Below are 21473 nucleotides of genomic sequence, written 5' to 3' on the forward strand. Positions count from 1 at the left end.
GCCTTTGGACCCTAGTAAACCCAAACCTCCACCCGCCGATTCCTGATCCTTCCTTCATCTGCACTATTGGCCGCCACGGGCATCAGCGCGCCGAAGCCGCGCACTTCCCGCAAGGTCACGCCGTACTTGACCAGTTCACGTCGCACCGCCATGGCCCGCAGTTTGGACAGAAGATCCGCCCGCGCCGGGTCGTCCTTGGCGTCGCCGAAACCCACCAGCGTCACGCGGCGCTCGGTCTTGCCGTGTTTCTGGATGTAGTCGAGCACCCGGCCCAGGTCCTGGAGAGCCTTGTTGTCGAGGTTGGCGCTGCCTTCTTCGAAGCGGAAATTCACCGTCAGGCGCTGGGCATGGCGGCTCAGGGCCTGGTAACCCTCGGGCATCAACGCATTGGGTGTGACGGCCATGGCCTGGACGGTTTGGGCGATGAACCCGTTGGCCGCGACGATGGCCTGGCCTTTGTCACTTTGGGTGAACTCGACCAGTGCCGTGGCCCACGGGTTGGTTTCCCGGGGAGGTAAATAGAAGAACAGCCGGCGGGACAAGGGGTAGTCCTCGGTGGCGATCAGGTGGTTCAGCGGCAACATCGGTTGCGAATCGCCGTCGACAATCGCCAGGGCCTTGGCCTGGCGTACGTAGGGCAAACCGATGAAACCGATGCCTTGTGGGTCCTGGCTGACCGCGTCGGACAACTGTTCGCTGGATTCGAAGCGCCGCGCTGTGGGATCCAGCCGCTTGCCGTGTCGGCCAAGTACCAATTCCTTGAAGGTATCGTAGGTGCCGGATTGTTCATCCCGGGCATACAGATGAATCGGCCCACCAACGCCGCCCACCGCTTCCCAGGTCTTCGCCTCGCCGCTGAATAGCCGCGCCAGTTGCACGGTGTCGAGTTGGCGCAGCGGGTTGGAGGAATGAAGGATGATCGCCAGGCCATCAATGGCGATGACCTGCTCGGCGGCAGGACTTTTCAGGTCGCCCAGGGATGACAATTCCTTCAGTTCACTGTTCTTGATTGGCCGGGAAGAGGCCGCCAGGTCGGCGCTGGCCTGCTTGAGGGCGGCGAAACCGGTGCTGGAGCCGTGAGCCGCGATGTCGACTTCCACCCGCCGGCCATCGGCGGTCTGGCCAACGATACGCTGCTCGTTGTCGCGCCCGGTGATTTCGCTGCTGACCCTGAGCAGGCCCTGATCTTCCATCAAGCCTCTGACCAGGGCCGGCCCCAGCGCCGCACCGATGGTATTGGAGCCCTGGAGGCGCAAGGCTGGGCCCTGTTCGGGAATGGGCAAATGGCCGGCCCATGCAACGAACGGTAGCCAGAGGCCCATGAAAACCACAACACACAGCCGCATGCCGGCACCTTCTGAACCCGAGGAAGTGCCGGAAGATTAAGTCAGTCAGGTTACTGAAAGGTGACAGGGGTGCGACGGAGCACCGAAATCCAATGTGGGAGCGAGCTTGCTCGCGATGGCGGTGGCACATTCAAGAACAAATGTGACAGCTGGGATCGCTATCGCGAGCAAGCTCGCTCCCACAAGGGTTGGTGTGACTCGATCAGCTCAATTGCAACCAGATCGGCGCATGGTCCGACGGTTTTTCCATACCCCGCAGCTCATAGTCCACACCGGCATCCTTGACCCGTGGCAGCAGGCCATGGGAGGTGAGGATCAGGTCGATGCGCAGGCCACGCTTGGGTTCGTCTTCAAAACCGCGGCTGCGATAATCGAACCAGCTGAAACGGTCGGTGACGTCCGGGTTCAGGTGGCGGAAGCTGTCCACCAGGCCCCAGTTCTTCAGGCGGGCCATCCACTCGCGTTCTTCCGGCAGGAAGCTGCATTTGCCGGTTTTCAGCCAGCGCTTCATGTTGTCCGGGCCGATGCCGATGTCGCTATCTTCCGGGGAAATGTTCACGTCGCCCATCACCACCACGGGCTGGTCGTTGCTGAAGCGGCTTTCCAGCAGTTGCTGCAGATCGCTGTAGAAGCGTTCCTTGGCCGGGAATTTGGTCGGGTGATCGCGGCTTTCACCTTGTGGGAAATAACCGTTCATGATGGTCACCGGCACGCCGTTGGCATCGGCGAAGGTGCCCCAGATGAAGCGGCGCTGGGCGTCTTCGTCGTCGCCTTCGAAGCCTTTATACAGACTCAGCGGCGCCTGGCGGGAGAGCAGGGCGACGCCGTAGTGGCCTTTTTGCCCGTGGTAATGCACGTGGTAGCCCAAGGCCTGGATCTCGGCCAGGGGGAATTGTTCGTCGTGGACCTTGGTTTCCTGCAGGCCGATCACGTCCGGCTGATGTTTCTCGATCAGCGCCGCCAGCTGATGGGGACGGGCGCGCAGCCCATTGATGTTGAAGGAGACGATCTTCATGGTCGGCAGTCCTGGCAAAACTGCGATGCTAGCTGACATGTCGGAACTGAGCCAGCGTGGCAGTAGGACAAATGCGCTGCTAATGTCCTTTGCTTGTAGGAACGATCACAACCCAATCGGGTTCGTACTCAATAAGAGCAGGGCCTCATCGAGCCTCGCCCCAGGAGATCTACCGTCATGCCTGAAACCGCCACCGCCATTGCCGACATCCATATGCTCGACAGCGGTTACTCCCGCGAAGCGCGTTCATTGCTGTACCAGGCTTATCGCCATGAGCCGACCTTCAGCTTCCTGTTCGAGTCCGAGCGGCCCGGTTATGAACATCGGGTACGGGCCACGGTGCGCGAGCTGGTCAAGCAGCATTTTCTCCAGGATCTACCGGCCATCGGCCTGCTGGTCAACGACCGTTTGATTGGCATCGCCCTGATCGCGCCACCGCAACGGCGACTGGGTATCACCGAAAGCTGGACCTGGCGCCTGCGCATGGTGTTGAGCACCGGTTTTCGCTGTACCCGGCGCTACCTGGATTACCACGCGGCGGTGGCGGCCTGCTTGCCGTCGGACGCGGTCCATGTGTTGCCGTTGCTGGGGGTTCATCCCCAGTTTCAGGGCCAACACTTTGGCGAACAGCTGCTCGAGGCGGTGCACAACTGGTGTGCGGTGGACGAAAACTCCCAAGGCGTGGTGCTAGACACCGGCAACCCACGTTACCTGGAGTTTTATAAACGCCAGGGCTACGAAGAAATCGGTGAGATTGCGGTAGGACCCGTCCGCGAACATGTGTTCTTTCACGCCAACCCCCAGGTCTTACAAAGCGCAACGGCGTAATCGGGCGAACTTTTGGGAAATGTCCGGCTCTATCAGGCTTCCAAGCCCGTGATAGCATCCGCGCCATGAATTTCCCAGGACGAATGACCAGTGGCGCGCTCTTGCTGTCCCTCAGCTGCGTGGCGCTGGCACAAAGTGAATTGGATGTACGGGTCAAGCCGTCCAACGACGCACTCAAGGCCAACGTAGAAGGTTACATTGGCGGCGTGGGCGATCGTGACGAAGAGGCCTTGCTGCGCTTCAGTCGTGGCGCCGAGGAGCAGGCACGCAAAGCCGCCCAGGCGCTGGGCTATTACCAGCCGCAGATCGACAGCGAGGTCAAGGGCGGCAAGGTCCCGCGCCTGGTGCTGACCATCGACCCCGGCGAGCCTGTGCACTTGCGCAATGTCACCGTGCGCATCGATGGCCCGGCGGCTTCCCTCAAGGCTTTTCGCGTACCTGATAACGCTGCCCTCAAGCCTGGCGCGGTGCTCAATCATGGCCGTTACGAAGACGCCAAGCGACTGATCCAGAACCAGGCGTCGCGTTACGGCTTTTTCAGCGGGCGCTTCGTCAGCCAGCAGTTAAGGGTCGATCCCCAGGCGGGCATCGCCGACATCGAGTTGATCTACGACAGCGGCCCGCGCTACACCTTGGGCCCCGTGCACTTCGAAGGCGACACCCCGCTGGACCAGGATCTGCTGCAGCGCATGGTGCCGTTCAAGGCGGGCACCGCGTACGATTCCGAACTGATTGCCGAGCTCAACCAGGACCTGCAATCGAGCGGTTATTTCGAAGGTGTCCGGGTGGATGCGGCGCCCACCGCCGCCGTCGACAACGTGATTCCGGTGGCGGTCAAGCTCGACACCCGCAAGCCGCGCACCATGGGCCTGGGCCTGGGGTTCTCCACCGACGTCGGCCCGCGGGCCAAGGCCAATTGGACGCGCCACTGGGTCAATGCCCAGGGCCATAGTTACGGCTGGGAGACGGAAGTGTCGGCGCCCCGACAGAACGTCGGCCTGTGGTACGACGTGCCCCTGGACCCACCGCTGACCGACAAGCTGCGTTACGCCGGCGGTTATCAATATGAAGAGCTGGCCGACACCGATAGTCTCAGCAAACTGCTGACCGTGGGCCCGGAATGGCACAGCAAGTTGCCCAGCGGCTGGCAACGGGTGGTGTCGCTCAAGTGGCAGCGCGAGGAATATCGCCTCGGCGACGATGCGGGCCTGAGTACGCTGCTGATGCCCGGTGTCAGTTATTCCTACCTGCGCAGCGACAACCGCATCGACCCCCACAACGGCTACCGTCTGCAATTCGATACCAAGGTGGCCAAGGAAGGGCTTGGGTCGGACAACAACCTTTTATATGGCACCGCCATGGTCAAGGGGTTGACCACGGTGTTCGATAAGCATCGTCTGCTGGCCCGGGCCCAGATCGGCGGCAGCGCCACCAATGGCTACAAATCCATTCCGCCGTCCCTGCGCTTTTTTGCCGGTGGCGACCAGAGCGTGCGCGGTTACGACTATCAGAGCCTGTCGCCGGAAAACTCCGAAGGCGATCGCATCGGCGGTCGCTACATGGTCGCCGGCAGCCTCGAATACCAGTATTCGGTCGCGGAAAAGTGGCGGGTGGCGACTTTTATCGACCAGGGCAACTCTTTCAATAGCCTTGAATTGCCGAGTCTCAAGACCGGTGTGGGCGTCGGCGTGCGCTGGGTGTCGCCGGTGGGCCCGATCCGCCTCGACCTGGCCCATGCGATGGACGACGAGGGCGGCATTCGATTGCACTTTTCCATGGGGCCCGAGCTGTGACGCGTGGTTTGAAGATAACGCTGCTGGCGCTCGCTGGGTTGCTGGTGGCGCTCGTGCTGGCCTTGAGCGTTGTGCTGGGCACAGCCTTTGGCAGTCGTTGGGCCCTCGGCCTGGTGCCAGGGTTGAGCGTGGAGAATTTCCAGGGGCGGCTGGGTGGGCAGTGGAGCGCCGATCATGTGTTGTGGCAGCAGGACAGCAGCCGGGTGGAGCTGGATCGGCTGATATTCGCCTGGTCGCCGCTGTGCCTGACGCGCATGACCCTGTGCATCGAACAGCTCAAGGCCGACAAGGTCAGCCTGCAATTACCACCGTCTGCCGATGAGCCAAGCAGCGGGCCGATCACCTTGCCGGACCTGGACTTGCCGGTCGCCATTGAATTGGGCGAGGTGCAGATTGGCAGCTTGTTGTTCAACGGCAGCGAACAGCTCAAGGGGCTCCAGCTGGCCGCTCATTGGACCGCCCAGGGCTTGCAGATCGACTCGGTGCAATTGCAGCGCGACGAGCTGAGCCTGAAGCTGTCCGGGTTGCTGAAACCGGGCGGTGACTGGCCCTTGCACGCCGAGGGCCAGCTCACCTTGCCGGCACCGGGCGCCACGCCCTGGCGGCTGGACCTGAAAGTGGACGGTGACCTGCTCAAGACCCTCAATCTCGACGCCGACAGCACAGGCTACCTGCAAGGTCGTTTGGTCGGCGAGTTGCAACCCTTGGTGGACAACCTGCCGGCCAAGGTGCGCATCACCGCCGACGGCTTCAAGGCCAGCGCCGACCTGCCGGACACCCTGGTGCTCAATCAGTTGGAACTGACCGGCGAAGGCGATCTGAAAAGCGGCTATCAACTGCTCGGCAAGGCCACGTTGCCCGCCGAGAAAGGCCCGGTGGCGTTGTCGCTGCAAGGCAAGGTGGATGCCAACGGAGCCCAGATCGCCGGCCTGGATCTTAATGCCGGCGACCAGCAAAGCCTGAAGCTCACCGGTCAGTTGGACTGGCGCGAGGGCCTGAGCGCCGAAGCGAAAATCGCCTGGCTGGATTTCCCCTGGCATCGCCTCTATCCGCTGATCGACGAGCCGCAGGTTACGCTGCGTAGCTTCAACGGCGAGGTGTCCTATACCGACGGCAAATACCTGGGCAATTTCCAGGCTGCGTTGGACGGCCCAGCCGGGGCTTTCAACCTGGACAGCCCGTTCAGCGGTGACCTGACGCAGATCTTCTTGCCACAGCTCAAGCTCACAGCGGGGCAGGGCAAGGCCGAAGGGCACCTGAACCTGCAGTTCGCCGACGGCATCGCCTGGGACACGGCGCTGCAACTGTCGGCGATCAATCCGGCGTACTGGCTTGGCGAGCTGCCCGGCACCCTGGCCGGGCCATTGCGCAGCAAGGGCTCGATGAAAAACGACAGCCTTGCCCTTGATGCAGACTTGGACCTCAAGGGTAAGCTGCGCGGCCAACCGGCGTTATTCCAGGCCAAGGCCAGCGGCGCCGGTGAGCAGTGGAAACTCAGTGCGCTGGATATCCGCCTGGGGGATAACCGCATCAACGGCGCCGGCAGCCTGCAACAGAAACTCAGCGGCCAGATCGACATCAAGCTCGCGCGCCTGGCCCAGCTCTGGCCGCAATTGCGCGGCCAAGTCATGGGCCGTGTCGATGTGGCGGGGACGTTGAAGGCGCCCCAAGGCAAGCTCGGCCTGCAAGGCTCGCAACTGGCGTTCCAGGACAATCGTCTGCAAAGCCTGAACCTGGACGCGACCCTCGACAGCGCGCAACGCGGCAAGGTCGATCTCAAGGCCAGCGATATCCGCGTCGGCGAAACCTCACTGGGCGTCCTGACGGTCAGCGGCCAGGGCGACATCAAGCAGCAAAAGTTGAGCCTGGACCTGCAAGGACCGCAGCTCGACACGACCCTGGCGCTCGATGGCGCACTCGACCAAGGCAACTGGCGCGGGCGCCTGGCCAGCGGCGAGGTGCAGGCCGGTGGGCAAGCCTGGCGCTTGCAGGCCCCGGCGAAACTGGAGCGCCTGGCCAATGGCACGCTCAACGTCGGTGCCCATTGCTGGCGATCCGGCCAGGCCAGCCTGTGTGGCGAAGACCAACGCCTGATGCCGGAGCCGAAGCTGCGTTATCACCTCAAGCAATTCCCCATCGAAAGTCTGGCCCAATGGATGCCCAAGGATTTTGCCTGGCAGGGCCAGCTCAACGCTGATCTGCAATTGGATCTGCCGGCCAGCGGTCCGAACGGCCGGATCCTGGTGGAGGCCAGCGGCGGTACTTTGCGGATCCGCGACAAGGATCGCGACAAGGCGCAGTGGCTGGACTTTCCGTACCAGACCTTGACCCTCGACAGCCGCCTGACCCCCAAGCGCATCGACACCCAGCTGAATTTCGTCGGCGCCAAGCTCGGTGAGCTGATGCTTCAGGCGCAGATCAACCCGCTGCCGGCCAGCAAGCCATTGAGCGGTTCATTCCGCCTGACGGGCCTGGACCTGTCGGTGGCCCGGCCGTTCCTGCCGATGGTGGAAACCCTCACCGGCCATCTGAACGGCAGCGGCACCTTGTCCGGTGGTTTGCTGGCGCCCCAGGTCAACGGCAACCTGGTGCTCAGCGACGGCGAAGTGTCTGGCCCGGAACTGCCCATCAGCCTTGAAGCCTTGCAGATGCGGGCAATGATTACCGGCGAAGCGGTGCAACTCAACGGTGACTGGAAAAGTGGCAAGAGCGGGCAGGGTAGCCTGAGCGGGCGCATCGCCTGGGACGAGGCACTGACCATGGACCTGGCCCTCAAGGGCACGCAATTGCCGGTCACTGTCGAACCTTATGCGATGCTGGACGTGGCGCCGGATCTTCATATCACGATGCAGGGCGAACGGCTCTCCATTGCCGGCAAGGTCCTGGTGCCCAAGGGCGAAATCACCGTCCGGGAATTGCCGCCGTCTACCGTCAAGGTATCGGATGACACAGTGATCGTCGGCCACCAGACCGAAGAGGGCAAGACGCCGCTGGCCATGGCGATGGACATCGACGTGATCGTCGGCCAGGAGAAGCTCGCGTTTTCCGGGTTTGGGTTGACGGCCAACGTGCAGGGGCAAGTCCACATCGGCGACAACATGGACACCCGTGGCGAACTCTGGCTCAACGACGGCCGCTACCGGGCCTATGGGCAACGGCTGACGGTGCGACGGGCGCGTCTGCTGTTCGCCGGGCCCATCGACCAGCCCTATCTGGACATCGAAGCGATCCGCCAGACCGACGACGTGATCGCCGGCATCCGCTTGAGTGGCAGCGCCGAACAGCCGACCACGCAAATCTTCTCGGAACCGGCCATGAGCCAGGAACAGGCGTTGTCCTACCTGGTACTGGGCCGGCCGCTGAGCACCACGGGCGAGGACAATAACATGCTCGCCCAAGCCGCCTTGGGCCTGGGGTTGATGGGCAGCTCGGGCGTGACCACCAGCCTGGCCAACAACCTGGGGATCGAGGACTTCCAGCTCGACACCCAGGGCAGCGGCGATACCACCAGCGTGGTGGCCAGCGGCAACCTCTCGGAAAAACTCAGCCTGCGCTATGGCGTCGGCGTGTTCGAACCGGCCAACACCATTGCCCTGCGCTACAAGCTGAGCAAGAAGGTCTACCTCGAAGCCGCCAGCGGCGTCGCCAGCTCCCTGGATATCTTCTACAAGCGCGATTTCTGAAGCTTCCCTAAACCCCCTGTGGGAGCGGGCTTGCTCGCGAATGCGGTGTGTCATCCAACAGATAAGTTGGCTGATCCAACGCCTTCGCGAGCAAGCCCGCTCCCACATGTTTTATCCGCGTTCGTCCGGTCATGCATAGCAACCTATCTATTTGTTTGACATTTGCTGCCTAAGCAGTAATATCTCGACATACATTCACTGCCTAGGCAGCAAACGGTGGTCAGATGAAGCATTTCACCCCAGACGATTTCCACAATTGCCATCTCGGCATGCTGCTCGGCCGCGCCGCGCTGCTCAAGGACCGGATCATCGATACCCACATGGAACCCGTTGGCATCACTGCCGCGCAGTTCAAGGTATTGATCATCATGGCCCAGCACGGCATCGATACGCCCGCCGAGCTGTGCCGCTACCTCTCCCTGGACAGCGGCTCGATGACGCGAATGCTCGATCGCCTGGAACAGAAAGGTTTCCTCGCCCGCCAGCGCTCGGTGGATGACCGTCGGCAAGTGCTGCTGGTGCTGACCGAAGCCGGCCAGGCCCTGGCGGATCGCCTGCCGGTTATCGGCGCCGACGCCATGAACCAGTTGGCTGGCGCCATCAGCCGCGAGGAGCTGCAAACCCTCGAACAGATCCTCAAGAAAATTCTGCTCGCCGCCGGTGACCCCATCACCGTGTTGCGATTGGGGGACAAATGAAACGTAAAACCTTGCGTACTCGCCTGAGCTTGGTGGTGTTGGCCATGAGCCTGGCCGGTTGTGCCAGCTACAGTGGCCTGAAGACCGAAGGCGTCAGCCTTGAAGCCCAGAGTCTCAAGGCCGGGCAATCCCTGAACGGTGTCACCTTGTCGCCGGCCTCCTGGCCGAAAAGCGACTGGTGGAAAAGCCTCGGCGATCCGCAACTCGACGGGCTGATTCGCGAAGCCCTGCGTGACAGCCCGGACATGCAGATCGCCAGTGCCCGGGTGCATCAGGCCAGTGCCGCCGCCTATGCCGCCAACGCCGCCCGTATGCCGACCCTGGATGCCAGCGGCAGTGTCAGCCGTTCGCGCCTGGCCCGTGACCAGGACCCGCAGGGGCAGGGCGGGGCGTACAGCACCCTGCGTTCGCTGAGTGTCGATTTCAATTACAACTTCGACCTCTGGGGCGGCCAGCGGGCCGCCTGGGAAGCCGCCCTGGGCCAGGCCCGCGCCGCCGAGATCGATCGCCAGGCCGCGCAACTGACCCTGGCCGCCGACGTGGCCCGGGCCTACAGCGACCTCGGCCAGGCCCACATTATTTATGACCTGGCGTCCGAGGACCTCAAGCGCACCCGGCAAATGCTTGACCTGAGCAAGCGCCGCCTCAACGCCGGGATCGACAGCGAGTACCAGTTCCAGCAGACCGAAAGCCTGGAAGCCAGCGCCGATGCGACCCGCATCGACGCGGAGAAACGCCTGCAAAGCGCGAAAATCGCCCTGGCGGTGTTGTTGGGCAAGGGCCCGGACCGTGGCAACGAAATCGCCCGGCCCAATGTGTTGCAGTCCAGCGCGGTCGCCCTGCCGTCGAACCTGCCGGCCGAGCTGCTGGGCCGCCGTCCGGACCTGGTCGCGGCGCGCTGGCGGGTCGAGGCGGCAGGCAAGGACATCGAGGCCGGCAAGACCAACTTCTACCCCAACCTCAACCTGAGCGCGGCGGCGGGAGTGCAGTCGCTGCTGGGCGATGCGATGTTCGGCTCGGCCAGTCGTTTCTTCAATGTGGCGCCCACCGTGTCGTTGCCGATTTTCGATGGCGGCCGCTTGCGGGCCGACCTGGATGCCCGGGATGCCGATTACGACATGTCGGTGGCGCAGTACAACAAGAGCCTGGTCAAGGCCCTTGGGGATGTCAGCGACACCATCAACCAACTGCGCGACATCGCGCGGCAGATCGGTGCCCAGCAACATGCCACCGATATTGCACAGAACTCCTACGACACCGTGGTCCAGCGCTACGGCTCCGGCATCGGCAATTACCTGGACGTGTTGAGCATCGAGCAGCAACTGCTCCAGGCCCAGCGCCAACTGGCGAACCTGAATGCCGAACAGATCGATTTGTCGATCCAGCTGATGCAGGCCCTGGGCGGTGGTTTCGAGCCCCAGGCCCTGGCTGCGGCCACGCCGGCCCCCACCACGCCGAATAACTGATTCGAGGTACTAGTCATGGCCACTGCCGAAACGACTCAATCCGAAAACACTCAAGACAGCAGCAATCCGCGCAAGCGCAAGGTGATGCTGGTGGCCCTGGCGGTGATCGTCATCCTCGCCGGCCTAGGCGTCTGGGGCTGGCATGAACTGTATGGCCGCTGGAACGAAAGCACCGACGATGCTTATGTGAACGGCAACGTGGTGCAGATCACGCCGCTGGTCACCGGTACCGTGGTGAGCATTGGCGCCGATGACGGTGACCTGGTGCGAGAAGGCCAGGTGCTGGTGCAGTTCGATCCAAGCGATGCCGAGGTCGGGCTGCAAAGCGCCCAGGCCAACCTGGCGCGGACCGTGCGTCAGGTGCGTGGCTTGTACAGCAACGTCGACGGCATGCGGGCGCAGGTCAATGTGCAAGAAGCCGAAGTGCAGAAGGCCCAGGAAAACTACAACCGACGCAAGAACCTGGCGGCCGGCGGGGCGATTTCCCAGGAAGAACTGTCCCACGCCCGGGACGACCTGACCTCGGCGCAGAATGCCCTGGCCAATGCCCGGCAACAGCTCAAGACCACCAGCGCCCTGGTGGATGACACCGTGGTGTCGTCCCATCCGGATGTGCAGGCCGCCGCCGCGCAGTTGCGCCAGGCCTACCTGGCCAATGCCCGTAGCACCCTGATCGCACCGGTCACCGGTTATGTCGCCAAACGCACTGTGCAACTGGGGCAGCGGGTGCAGCCAGGCACGGCGCTGATGGCGGTGATTCCGTTGGATCAGCTGTGGATCGACGCCAACTTCAAGGAAACCCAGCTGCGCGACATGCGCATCGGGCAACCGGTGGAGATCGAAACCGACCTGTACGGCAGCGATGTGAAGTACAGCGGCACCATCGACAGCCTCGGCGCCGGGACCGGCAGCGCGTTTGCCTTGCTGCCGGCGCAGAACGCCACGGGTAACTGGATCAAGATCGTCCAGCGGGTGCCGGTGCGCGTCCATGTCAATGCCCAGGAGCTGGCCAAGCATCCGCTGCGGGTGGGCCTGTCGACCCAGGTCAACGTCAACCTGCACGACCAGAGTGGCCCGGTACTAGCCCAGCAGCCACCGCAGAAGGCCTCATTCAGCACGCAGATCTACGACCGGCAACTGGCCGACGCCGACGCGATGATCACGCGCCTGATCCATGAGAACAGCGCGGCTGCCAGCAAGACGGTGCAGCGCTAGGCCGTTACGGCCCTGAACCTGTGGGAGCGAGCTTGCTCGCGATAGCGTCGAGTCAGCTTGCGTCAGTGGTGACTGATACACCGCTATCGCGAGCAAGCTCGCTCCCACAGGTCTTGTGTTGTCACTGGCGGCTTGCCCGCGATTTCGCCACCTTCGCTTCATAGGATTTCGCAATGAGCAATAACGCGTCCTTCACGCCGCCCAGCCTGTTGCTCAGCACCATCGGGCTGTCGCTGGCGACGTTCATGCAAGTGCTCGACACGACCATTGCCAACGTCGCCTTGCCGACCATTTCCGGCAACCTGGGGGTGAGTTCCGAGCAGGGCACCTGGGTGATCACCTCGTTCGCGGTGAGCAATGCCATCGCGTTGCCGTTGACCGGCTGGCTGGCCCGGCGGTTTGGCGAGGTGAAACTGTTTTTGTGGGCGACCATGCTGTTCGTGCTCGCCTCGTTTCTGTGTGGTGTCTCCACCTCGATGCCGGAGCTGATTGGTTTTCGTGTGATCCAAGGATTGGTGGCCGGGCCGTTGTACCCGATGACCCAGACCTTGCTGATTGCCGTGTATCCGCCAGCCAGGCGCGGCATGGCCCTGGCGTTGCTGGCGATGGTCACGGTGGTGGCGCCGATTGCCGGACCGATCCTCGGTGGCTGGATCACCGACAGTTACAGCTGGCCGTGGATCTTCTTCATCAACGTGCCCATCGGCGTCTTCGCGGTGATGGTGGTGCGCCAGCAGCTCAAGGCGCGGCCGGTGGTCACCAGCTACCAACCGATGGATTACGTGGGTTTGATCACGCTGATCATCGGCGTCGGTGCGCTCCAGGTAATCCTCGACAAGGGCAACGACCTGGACTGGTTCGAGTCGAACTTCATCATCATGGGCGCCGTGATTTCGGTCATTGCCCTGGCGGTGTTCGTGATCTGGGAAATGACCGACCGGCATCCGGTGGTCAATCTGCGGTTGTTCGCCTATCGCAACTTTCGCATTGGCACCATTGTGCTGGTGGGGGGCTATGCCGGGTTCTTCGGCATCAACCTGATCCTGCCGCAGTGGTTGCAGACCCAGATGGGATATACCGCCACCTGGGCCGGACTGGCGGTGGCGCCGATCGGGATCCTGCCGGTGTTGATGTCGCCCTTCGTCGGTAAGTACGCCCACAAATTCGACCTGCGCCTGTTGGCCGGGCTGGCGTTCCTGGCCATCGGCCTGAGCTGCTTCATGCGCGCCGGGTTCACCAACGAGGTGGATTTCCAGCACATTGCCTTGGTGCAGTTGTTCATGGGTATCGGTGTGGCGCTGTTCTTCATGCCGACCTTGAGCATCCTGATGTCGGACCTGCCGCCCCATCAGATTGCCGACGGCGCGGGGCTGGCGACGTTCCTGCGGACCTTGGGCGGCAGCTTTGCCGCATCCCTGACCACTTGGATCTGGATCCGCCGGGCCGACCAGCACCATGCCTACCTGAGCGAAAGCATCAGCACCTTCGAGCCCGCCACCCGCGAGGCGCTCAACCAGCTCGGCGGCGCGAGCACGCCGGCCTATGCCCAGCTCGACCAGGTCCTCACCAGCCAGGCGTACATGCTCTCCACCGTGGATTACTTCACGCTGTTGGGCTGGGCGTTCATGGGGTTGATCGTGTTGGTGTGGCTGGCGAAGCCGCCGTTTGCGGCGAAGGCGGGGCCGGCTTCGGCGGGGCACTGATCCAGAAGTGAAATGCAATCCAATGTGGGAGCGGGCTTGCTCGCGAAGAGGGCATGACAGTCACTTTGATAGTGACTGACACACCGCTTTCGCGAGCAAGCCCGCTCCCACAGGGGGATTCAGGTTGGGCTGCTGGAGATTGTGTCGGGCGCTGATAACAGCGGCGGCGGGGCAAACCCAAACGGCGCCAACGCAAACCCCTGTTCATCCACCTGCAATGCCCATCCTTGCTTGTCCCAATCCCCTAGCACAATGCGGCGTGCGGCATGGTCGCCCAGTTGCAGCTTATGGATGGCGGGACGATGGGTGTGGCCGTGGACCAGGGTCTTCACGCCGTATTGCTGCATGATCCGCGGGATCTCTTCGGGCGTGACGTCGACGATGTCATTGGCTTTCATCCGCGTCTGCGCACGGCTTTCGTTGCGCAGTTTACGCGCCAGTTTCTGGCGACTGCCCAGCGGCAGGTGACGCAGGATGAACAGTGTGACCGGGTTGCGCAGCCAGCGCCGCAGCTTCATATAGCCTTCGTCGCGGGTGCAGAGGCTGTCGCCGTGCATCAACAGGACCGGTTCGCCGTTGAACTGCACGACACTCGGGTCCTTGAGCAGGGTGCAGCCGGCCGCTTTGCAGAAGGCCTGCCCCAGCATGAAGTCGCGATTGCCGTGCATCAGGAAAATGGCCGTGCCGCTGTCGCTCAATTCGCGCAGGGCCTGGCAGATGGAACGCTGGAACGGCGTCATGGCATCGTCGCCGATCCAGGCTTCGAAAAAGTCGCCCAGAATGTACAACGCTTGCGCCGAGCGGGCGCGTGTGGCGAGTAAATCCAGAAACGCCCGGGTGATGTCCGGGCGCTCCTCTTCCAGATGCAAGTCTGAAATCAGCAGTATCACTCAATGATCTCGGCTTTCTCGATGATCACGTCTTCTGCCGGGACGTCCTGGTGGCCGGCCTTGGACGTGGTGGAAACGCCTTTGATCTTGTCGACGACGTCGGTGCCTTCAACCACTTTGCCGAACACCGCATAGCCCCAGCCCTGGGTGGTCTTGCCGCTGTGGTTCAGGAAGCTGTTGTCGGCCACGTTGATGAAAAACTGCGCAGAGGCCGAATGCGGTTCCATGGTACGGGCCATGGCGACGCTGTATTTTTCGTTCGGCAGGCCGTTGTCGGCTTCGTTCTGGATGCTTGGGCGCTTGTCTTTCTTTTCTTTCATGCCTGGCTCGAAACCGCCGCCCTGGATCATGAAGTTACCGATGACACGGTGGAAAACGGTGTTTTCGTAGTGGCCGGTCTTGACGTACTCGATGAAGTTGGCAACGGTCAAGGGTGCCTTCTCGGCGTTCAGTTCCAGGACGATGTCGCCGTGGTTGGTGGTCAGTTTGACTTGGGTCATGATTACTACTCTTTCAAGAAATTCGTGGGCTTCGGGGCGCGAACGCCCGCAACCGGTCTGGCTGCAATCGGCCAGGTTGGGCAGTTTAGCGCGCCAGGCACGAATTTCGAGGCTGTTTTTCATCTGGTCGTCGATTAAATTCAATCGTTTACCGGCCTGGCCTGTCAGCGGCTTGACAGCATCGGCTATGATAGGGGCTTTGATTTATCAGGCCGCACCCGGCCGCGCACTTGTCTGTTCAAGGATCCTATGAGCAAGCCCACTGTCGACCCTACCTCGAATTCCAAGACCGGCCCGGCCGTGCCGGTCAACTTCCTGCGCCCGATCATCCAGGCGGACCTGGATTCGGGTAAGCACACACAGATCGTCACTCGCTTCCCGCCGGAACCCAACGGTTACCTGCACATCGGCCATGCCAAGTCGATCTGCGTGAATTTCGGCCTGGCCCAGGAGTTCGGCGGCGTCACGCACCTGCGTTTCGACGACACCAACCCGGCCAAGGAAGACCAGGAATACATCGACGCGATCGAAAGCGACGTCAAGTGGCTGGGTTTCCAATGGTCCGGTGAGGTGCGCTACGCCTCGCAATATTTCGACCAGTTGCACGACTGGGCCGTGGAGCTGATCAAGGCCGGCAACGCCTATGTGTGCGACCTGACCCCCGAGCAGGCCAAGGAATACCGTGGCAGCCTGACCGAGCCGGGCAAGAACAGCCCGTTCCGGGATCGCAGCGTCGAAGAGAACCTGGACCTGTTCGCCCGCATGCGTGCCGGCGAATTCCCCGACGGCGCACGGGTGCTGCGGGCCAAGATCGACATGGCCTCGCCGAACATGAACCTGCGCGACCCGATCATGTACCGCATCCGCCACGCCCATCACCACCAGACCGGTGACAAGTGGTGCATCTACCCGAACTATGACTTCACCCACGGTCAGTCGGACGCCATCGAAGGCATCACCCACTCGATCTGCACCCTGGAGTTCGAAAGCCACCGTCCGCTATACGAGTGGTTCCTCGAACACTTGCCCGTGCCGGCTCACCCGCGCCAGTACGAGTTCAGCCGCCTGAACCTGAACTACACCATCACCAGCAAGCGCAAGCTCAAGCAACTGGTGGACGAGAAGCACGTCAACGGCTGGGACGACCCGCGCATGTCGACGCTGTCGGGCTTCCGTCGTCGTGGCTACACGCCGAAATCGATCCGTAACTTCTGCGAGATGGTCGGCACCAACCGTTCCGATGGCGTGGTGGACTTCGGCATGCTGGAATTCAGCATCCGTGACGACCTCGACCACAGCGCCCCGCGTGCCATGTGCGTGCTGCGTCCGCTGAAAGTCGTCATCACCAACTACCCGGAAGGCCAGTTCGAGAATCTCGAACTGCCGCGCCACCCGAAAGAAGACATGGGCGTGCGTGTCCTGCCGTTCGCCCGGGAAATCTATATCGACCGTGATGACTTCATGGAAGAGCCGCCGAAAGGCTACAAGCGCCTGGAGCCTACTGGCGAAGTGCGCCTGCGCGGCAGCTACGTGATCCGCGCCGACGAAGCGATCAAGGACGCCGACGGCAACATCGTCGAGCTGCGTTGCTCGTACGATCCCGACACCCTGGGCAAGAACCCTGAAGGTCGCAAGGTCAAGGGCGTGATCCACTGGGTGCCGGCCGCTGCCAGCGTCGAGTGCGAAGTGCGTCTGTACGATCGCCTGTTCCGCTCTCCGAACCCGGAGAAGGCCGAAGACAGCGCGAGTTTCCTGGACAACATCAACCCTGACTCACTGCAAGTGCTGACCGGTTGTCGTGCTGAACCCTCGCTGGGCAATGCACAGCCGGAAGACCGTTTCCAGTTCGAGCGCGAAGGCTACTTCGTCGCGGATATCAAGGACTCGAAACCAGGTCAGCCGGTATTCAACCGTACCGTGACCCTGCGTGATTCGTGGGGCCAGTGATCAAGTCTTAAGGAAACACCGTGCTTACGATCTACAACACGCTCACCAAGAGCAAAGAAGTCTTCAAGCCGCTGGATGGCAACAAGGTGCGCATGTACGTCTGCGGCATGACCGTGTACGACTACTGCCACATTGGTCACGGTCGCAGCATGGTCGCCTTCGACCTGGTGACCCGCTGGCTGCGGTTCAGCGGTTATGACCTGACCTACGTGCGCAACATCACCGACATCGAAGACAAAATCATCAACCGTGCCCGCGAAAACGGCGAGCCTTACGATGCGCTGACCGAGCGCATGATCAAGGCCATGCACGAGGATGAGGCGCGCCTCAATATCCTCAAGCCGGACCTGGAGCCCCGTGCCACGGACCACATCCCTGGCATGCTGAGCATGATCCAGACCTTGATTGACAAGGGCTATGCCTACGCGCCGGGCAATGGCGACGTGTACTACCGCGTCGCCAAGTTCATGGGCTACGGCAAGCTGTCGCGCAAGAAGATCGAAGACCTGCGCATCGGCGCACGCATCGAAGTCGACGAGTCGAAACAGGACCCGCTGGACTTCGTGCTATGGAAAGCCGCCAAGCCGGGTGAGCCGAGCTGGGAATCGCCATGGGGCGCCGGGCGTCCGGGCTGGCACATCGAATGCTCGGTGATGTCCACCTGCTGCCTGGGCGAGACCTTCGACATTCATGGTGGCGGCAGTGACCTGGAATTCCCGCACCACGAAAACGAAATCGCCCAGAGCGAAGCCGCCACCGGCAAGACCTACGCCAATGCGTGGATGCACTGCGGCATGATCCGGATCAACGGCGAGAAGATGTCCAAGTCCTTGAACAACTTCTTCACCATCCGCGACGTGCTCGACAAGTACCACCCTGAAGTCGTGCGTTACCTGCTGGTGTCGAGCCACTACCGCAGCGCCATCAACTACTCGGAAGATAACCTCAAGGACGCCAAGGGTGCCCTGGAGCGTTTCTATCACGCGTTGAAAGGCCTGCCGAGCGTAGCGCCTGCCGGCGGCGAAGCGTTCGTTGCACGGTTTACCGAAGTGATGAACGACGACTTCGGCACGCCGGAAGCGTGCGCGGTGCTGTTCGAGATGGTGCGCGAGATCAACCGCCTGCGTGAGAGCGATCTCAATGCCGCGGCAGGCCTGGCGGCGCGCCTGAAGGAATTGGCCAGCGTACTGGGTGTCTTGCAGCTCGAGGCTGACGACTTCCTGCAAGCCGGTGCCGAAGGCCGTGTGGATGCCGCCGAGGTCGAGGCCTTGATCCAGGCGCGCCTGACCGCACGGGCCAACAAGGACTGGGCCGAATCCGACCGCATCCGCGACCAGCTCACCGCCATGGGCGTGGTGCTGGAAGACGGGAAGGGCGGGACGACCTGGCGATTGGCGGACTGAGATTTCTTAGCGCGCACAATCCCCCTGTGGGAGCGAGCTTGCTCGCGATAGCGGAGTGTCAGGCAACATGTTTGTCGACTGATACACCGCCATCGCGAGCAAGCTCGCTCCCACAATTTTTTGTGCTCAGCCTGGCAATCATTCTTTTATGAGCTAGTACTGTCAGGTCGATTCGACGTTCTCTGACAGGGTGCTTCCATGTTGGCTCATTGGTCTCTGGCGGCCATTCATCTTCTGGCGTTCGCCCTCGGGTTCTGGGCGGTGCTCACGCGCGGCACGGCGTTTGGGCGCCTGGCGGGTGGGATGGACGCGGTTCGAAACGTGTTGGTGGCGGACAATGTGTGGGGGCTGTCGGCGCTGGTGCTGCTGGTGACCGGTGGGATTCGGGCTTTCGGTGGGTTCGAAAAGGGCTCGGACTATTACCTGCACCAACCCCTGTTTCATCTGAAGATGACCTTGTTCCTGCTGATCCTGCTGCTTGAAATCGCGCCAATGATCACCTTGATCAAATGGCGGATCGCGTTGGGCAAGGGCGCGTCGATTGATCCTTCAAGGGCCGGCCGGTTTGCCCGGATCAGCCACATCGAAGCTTTGCTGCTGGTATTGATGATGATTGCCGCCACGGGCATGGCCCGTGGCGTGAGCTTGGGCTGACCGGTCACGTACGCCTGCTTCGTTGCCATTAAAACGAAACGTCTGACAGCCATGCTACTAGCCATGCCATTAGTATCGGTTTCACGGGCTGGACGAAGAATCAACGGCAGGGTGGAGCAGGGTAAGGTGCGGGCGACCTGAATCTTTAGCCAGCCATTGCGGCGATGCAAACGGGCTGGCTACGGACTGCAGCAAGGCTCAGGGAGTTTGCGGTTTGTCAGGGGCGGTAAGGCCTGCCTGAATACGCTGATAAATCTCTTCACGATGCACCGCAACGTTTTTCGGGGCGTTGATGCCGATCCGGACTTGTTGGCCGCTAACGCCCAGAATGGTGATCGTGATGTCGTCACCAATGTTTATGCTTTCACCGACTTTGCGGGTGAGTATCAGCATGGTGTTCTCCTTGATTACTTTATAGGGCACCTGATTCAGACAGTGCAGATGTCGGTACTGCTTATAGATTAGTGCTAAGTGTCACAATGTGGGTGCCTCTTTCTGACGCGCAGACGCAGCATTAATTCCCAGGGTGCGACTATACAGAGACGCCGGGCAGGATTCTCTTGTTTTAAGCACTGTTTGCGGCGTTCTTGGTGGATGTGAGTGTTAAAATCCGCGCCTCATGTCTTCACAGGGGAAACGTTGTGCGCAAATTGGCTTGGGTTATCGCGGTATTGGTACTGGCGGGGTGTGGTGAGGGACGTGATGTCGAAGCACCGAAGCCGAAACCCGCCGCCACCTCCGCCCCGTCCGTCGCTGCCGCGCCGCAGTGGGCCGTCGAGGTTCGTGGCGAGACACCGCAGGCTGTCAGCGACCTGACCGGTTGGCTCATCGAACACAGCTTCATGTCGAACGTGGTGCGGGAGAATGGCAAGGAGCGCGTCCTGGTCGGTCCTTTCAGCTCCGAGGCCGAGGCCCAAGCCAAGCAGGAACAGGTCACGGCCGCCCTGGTCCGGGCGAAGAAACGCAACATCGAGACGTTGGTGGTGGATTACCCGACGGCCCGATAATCAGGCAGCCCAAAAGTCAGTCAGAGCACAAAACCTGTGGGAGCGAGCTTGCTCGCGATAGGGGCATGTCAGTCCACATCAATGCTGGCTGATCCACCGCTATCGCGAGCAAGCTCGCTCCCACAGTTGGTTCTGTGCTGTTCACAAGTGCGAGGTCAACCGCAGGCTTTCATGTCCACCGGTCCGACGAACTCGTTCCCACGTCCCATGACGCACGCCACGCTCTGGTTGCGCTGACGTTCCCAGCTTTCGACCGGGTAGGTCTTGTCCCAGGCTTCATACAGGCGTCGGTCCTGTTTCGACAGGCGCAGGCCATATTGCTTGCTCATGTAGAAATAGGTCCGGGCGATCATCCCCCGGATGGAGGGGCGAGGCATGACCTTCTTGGCCTTGAAATCCACCTGGGTCAGGCATGAGCCGTATTGGCCCTTTTGCTCCGGCAGCCAGCCGAAACTGAAATTGCTGCGATCACCATTCACTTCCCCGATGCTCGGCACCAGGTTGTGCAGGTCGGCCTCGGCTCGTTGATAGACTGGATCATAGCGGGTGCAGTTCTTGCGACCGCCTTGTTGCCAGCATTGACGCTGATGACCGATCTGCCAGGCCGGGACGATATGCTCCCACTCGATGCGCGCGGCACGGCTGGCATTCTTGCGCGGTACGTAACCGCAGGCGGCCAGGTTCACGCGATTGCCGGTGTATTTGCAGCCACAGTAAAACTCGGTGGATTGCGGGGCATAGAGTTTCCAGGCGACTTTCTTGGCTTCGTTGAAGGTGCGCGGGGCACCGGCCTGTGCGCCCATGGCGATGAACACAAGCAAAAAAGCTAAACAGCGAACACTCATCAGGCTCAATCTTCCTTCGGCACAACCCAGAAAACCTGCACACCACCATCGTCGCGATAGGCGAGGGTCACGTTGTCGTTCTCGTCGATTTCTTCCAGGAGGCGCTCCCACTCATCCACCGGTTCGTCGGGCAGACGGAAGATCAGGGCGGCCTTGGCTTTTTGCGCGGTAGGGGCGTTGATGATTTTCGAGACCCGGAGGCCGAGTCGCGTATAGGAATCTAAGGGGGTGGTTGCAGCGGAGGGGGTGGCCACAGGATTATCCTTATTAAGCTGTACGGGCATACAGTATTTAACCGTAGGCATTTACGCAACTACTTAAAATTCAAGAAGATCGTCTGACAGCACTTTTTTCGTTTTGGTGTAGGAGAAAGGAATTTTTTATCGGCTTGCGTAAACAGGTGTTACCCGCTCAAGGTGGCGAAGCTATTGACTGATTTCATCGGGCGCTAAAGAAAGTGCTTCGGCGGGCGATGTCCTT

18 protein-coding genes and 1 pseudogene are annotated in these 21473 nt (G+C 61.6%); 11 read left to right on the forward strand and 8 right to left on the reverse strand.

The genetic code is table 11. From position 1 onward, the window contains the following. Positions 1–11 precede the first annotated feature (11 nt). Both LOY70_RS10745 and xthA read right to left on the reverse strand, forming a co-directional pair. Positions 12–1346, reverse strand: coding sequence for a phosphate ABC transporter substrate-binding/OmpA family protein (locus tag LOY70_RS10745; protein WP_265036159.1), 1335 nt, complete (start codon positions 1344–1346; stop codon positions 12–14). Positions 1347–1548: 202 nt separating this feature from the next. After that, entirely contained in the window at positions 1549–2361 is an 813-nt protein-coding gene (xthA, locus tag LOY70_RS10750; protein ID WP_265036161.1) for an exodeoxyribonuclease III, read from the reverse strand. 177 nt (positions 2362–2538) lie between these two features. Between xthA and LOY70_RS10755 the strand changes: the two genes are divergently transcribed. The 3 genes from LOY70_RS10755 (at position 2539) to LOY70_RS10765 (ending at position 8665) form a co-directional block, all read left to right on the forward strand. Continuing rightward, entirely contained in the window at positions 2539–3189 is a 651-nt protein-coding gene (locus LOY70_RS10755; protein WP_265036163.1) for a GNAT family N-acetyltransferase, read from the forward strand. Between the two features lie 65 nt (positions 3190–3254). Further along, positions 3255–4982 (forward strand): autotransporter assembly complex protein TamA, encoded by a 1728-nt coding sequence (locus LOY70_RS10760; RefSeq protein ID WP_265036165.1) that lies wholly within the window; start codon positions 3255–3257, stop codon positions 4980–4982. Further along, positions 4979–8665, forward strand: a complete 3687-nt coding sequence (locus LOY70_RS10765) for a translocation/assembly module TamB domain-containing protein (RefSeq protein WP_265036166.1) — start codon at positions 4979–4981, stop codon at positions 8663–8665. The genes LOY70_RS10760 and LOY70_RS10765 overlap by 4 nt, the downstream gene beginning before the upstream one ends. 16 nt (positions 8666–8681) lie before the next feature. Here the strand turns inward: LOY70_RS10765 and LOY70_RS30130 are convergent. Beyond that, positions 8682–8798: pseudogene (locus LOY70_RS30130) on the reverse strand (EamA/RhaT family transporter); the annotation flags it as partial. 91 nt (positions 8799–8889) lie between these two features. Here LOY70_RS30130 and LOY70_RS10770 point away from each other — a divergent pair. From LOY70_RS10770 to LOY70_RS10790, 4 genes are all read left to right on the forward strand, one after another. Then, a complete protein-coding gene (locus tag LOY70_RS10770) occupies positions 8890–9363 on the forward strand; it encodes a MarR family winged helix-turn-helix transcriptional regulator (protein ID WP_123341842.1) in 474 nt (157 codons plus the stop codon). Then, entirely contained in the window at positions 9360–10829 is a 1470-nt protein-coding gene (locus LOY70_RS10775; protein ID WP_265036168.1) for an efflux transporter outer membrane subunit, read from the forward strand. The genes LOY70_RS10770 and LOY70_RS10775 overlap by 4 nt, the downstream gene beginning before the upstream one ends. Before the next feature lie 15 nt (positions 10830–10844). Then, positions 10845–12044, forward strand: coding sequence for an efflux RND transporter periplasmic adaptor subunit (locus tag LOY70_RS10780; protein ID WP_265036170.1), 1200 nt, complete (start codon positions 10845–10847; stop codon positions 12042–12044). A 173-nt stretch (positions 12045–12217) separates the two neighbouring features. Next, positions 12218–13747, forward strand: a complete 1530-nt coding sequence (locus LOY70_RS10790) for a DHA2 family efflux MFS transporter permease subunit (RefSeq protein ID WP_265036172.1) — start codon at positions 12218–12220, stop codon at positions 13745–13747. A gap of 119 nt (positions 13748–13866) precedes the next feature. On the opposite strand, the gene LOY70_RS10795 is transcribed toward LOY70_RS10790, so the two are convergent. Together LOY70_RS10795 and LOY70_RS10800 are read right to left on the reverse strand one after the other, a co-directional pair. After that, positions 13867–14637 (reverse strand): UDP-2,3-diacylglucosamine diphosphatase, encoded by a 771-nt coding sequence (locus tag LOY70_RS10795; RefSeq protein WP_265036174.1) that lies wholly within the window; start codon positions 14635–14637, stop codon positions 13867–13869. Next, positions 14634–15137 (reverse strand): peptidylprolyl isomerase, encoded by a 504-nt coding sequence (locus LOY70_RS10800; RefSeq protein ID WP_265038006.1) that lies wholly within the window; start codon positions 15135–15137, stop codon positions 14634–14636. Before LOY70_RS10800 ends, LOY70_RS10795 begins: the two co-directional genes overlap by 4 nt. Before the next feature lie 249 nt (positions 15138–15386). Between LOY70_RS10800 and LOY70_RS10805 the strand changes: the two genes are divergently transcribed. The 3 genes from LOY70_RS10805 (at position 15387) to LOY70_RS10815 (ending at position 19141) form a co-directional block, all read left to right on the forward strand. Then, positions 15387–17084 (forward strand): glutamine--tRNA ligase/YqeY domain fusion protein, encoded by a 1698-nt coding sequence (locus LOY70_RS10805; protein ID WP_265036176.1) that lies wholly within the window; start codon positions 15387–15389, stop codon positions 17082–17084. A 20-nt stretch (positions 17085–17104) separates the two neighbouring features. Beyond that, positions 17105–18487, forward strand: coding sequence for a cysteine--tRNA ligase (cysS, locus tag LOY70_RS10810; RefSeq protein WP_265036178.1), 1383 nt, complete (start codon positions 17105–17107; stop codon positions 18485–18487). 198 nt (positions 18488–18685) lie between these two features. Then, the gene (locus tag LOY70_RS10815) at positions 18686–19141 is read left to right on the forward strand and encodes a DUF2214 family protein (RefSeq protein ID WP_265036180.1); all 456 of its coding nucleotides are present in this window, start codon (positions 18686–18688) and stop codon (positions 19139–19141) included. 198 nt (positions 19142–19339) lie between these two features. Here LOY70_RS10815 and csrA read toward each other — a convergent pair whose 3' ends face one another. Next, on the reverse strand, positions 19340–19534 hold the full coding sequence (gene csrA / locus LOY70_RS10820) for a carbon storage regulator CsrA (RefSeq protein ID WP_003179932.1): 195 nt from the start codon (positions 19532–19534) through the stop codon (positions 19340–19342). Between the two features lie 248 nt (positions 19535–19782). On the opposite strand from csrA, the gene LOY70_RS10825 reads away from it, so the two are divergent. After that, a complete protein-coding gene (locus tag LOY70_RS10825) occupies positions 19783–20148 on the forward strand; it encodes an SPOR domain-containing protein (RefSeq protein ID WP_265036182.1) in 366 nt (121 codons plus the stop codon). Between the two features lie 155 nt (positions 20149–20303). Here LOY70_RS10825 and LOY70_RS10830 read toward each other — a convergent pair whose 3' ends face one another. After that, positions 20304–20993 (reverse strand): endonuclease, encoded by a 690-nt coding sequence (locus tag LOY70_RS10830; protein WP_123341833.1) that lies wholly within the window; start codon positions 20991–20993, stop codon positions 20304–20306. Positions 20994–20998: 5 nt separating this feature from the next. Further along, the gene (locus tag LOY70_RS10835) at positions 20999–21298 is read right to left on the reverse strand and encodes a DUF1654 domain-containing protein (RefSeq protein ID WP_053121397.1); all 300 of its coding nucleotides are present in this window, start codon (positions 21296–21298) and stop codon (positions 20999–21001) included. Between the last annotated feature and the right edge of the window lie 175 nt (positions 21299–21473).

This window comes from Pseudomonas sp. B21-054 (genome assembly GCF_026016345.1).
In the GTDB taxonomy this organism is placed as follows: domain Bacteria; phylum Pseudomonadota; class Gammaproteobacteria; order Pseudomonadales; family Pseudomonadaceae; genus Aquipseudomonas.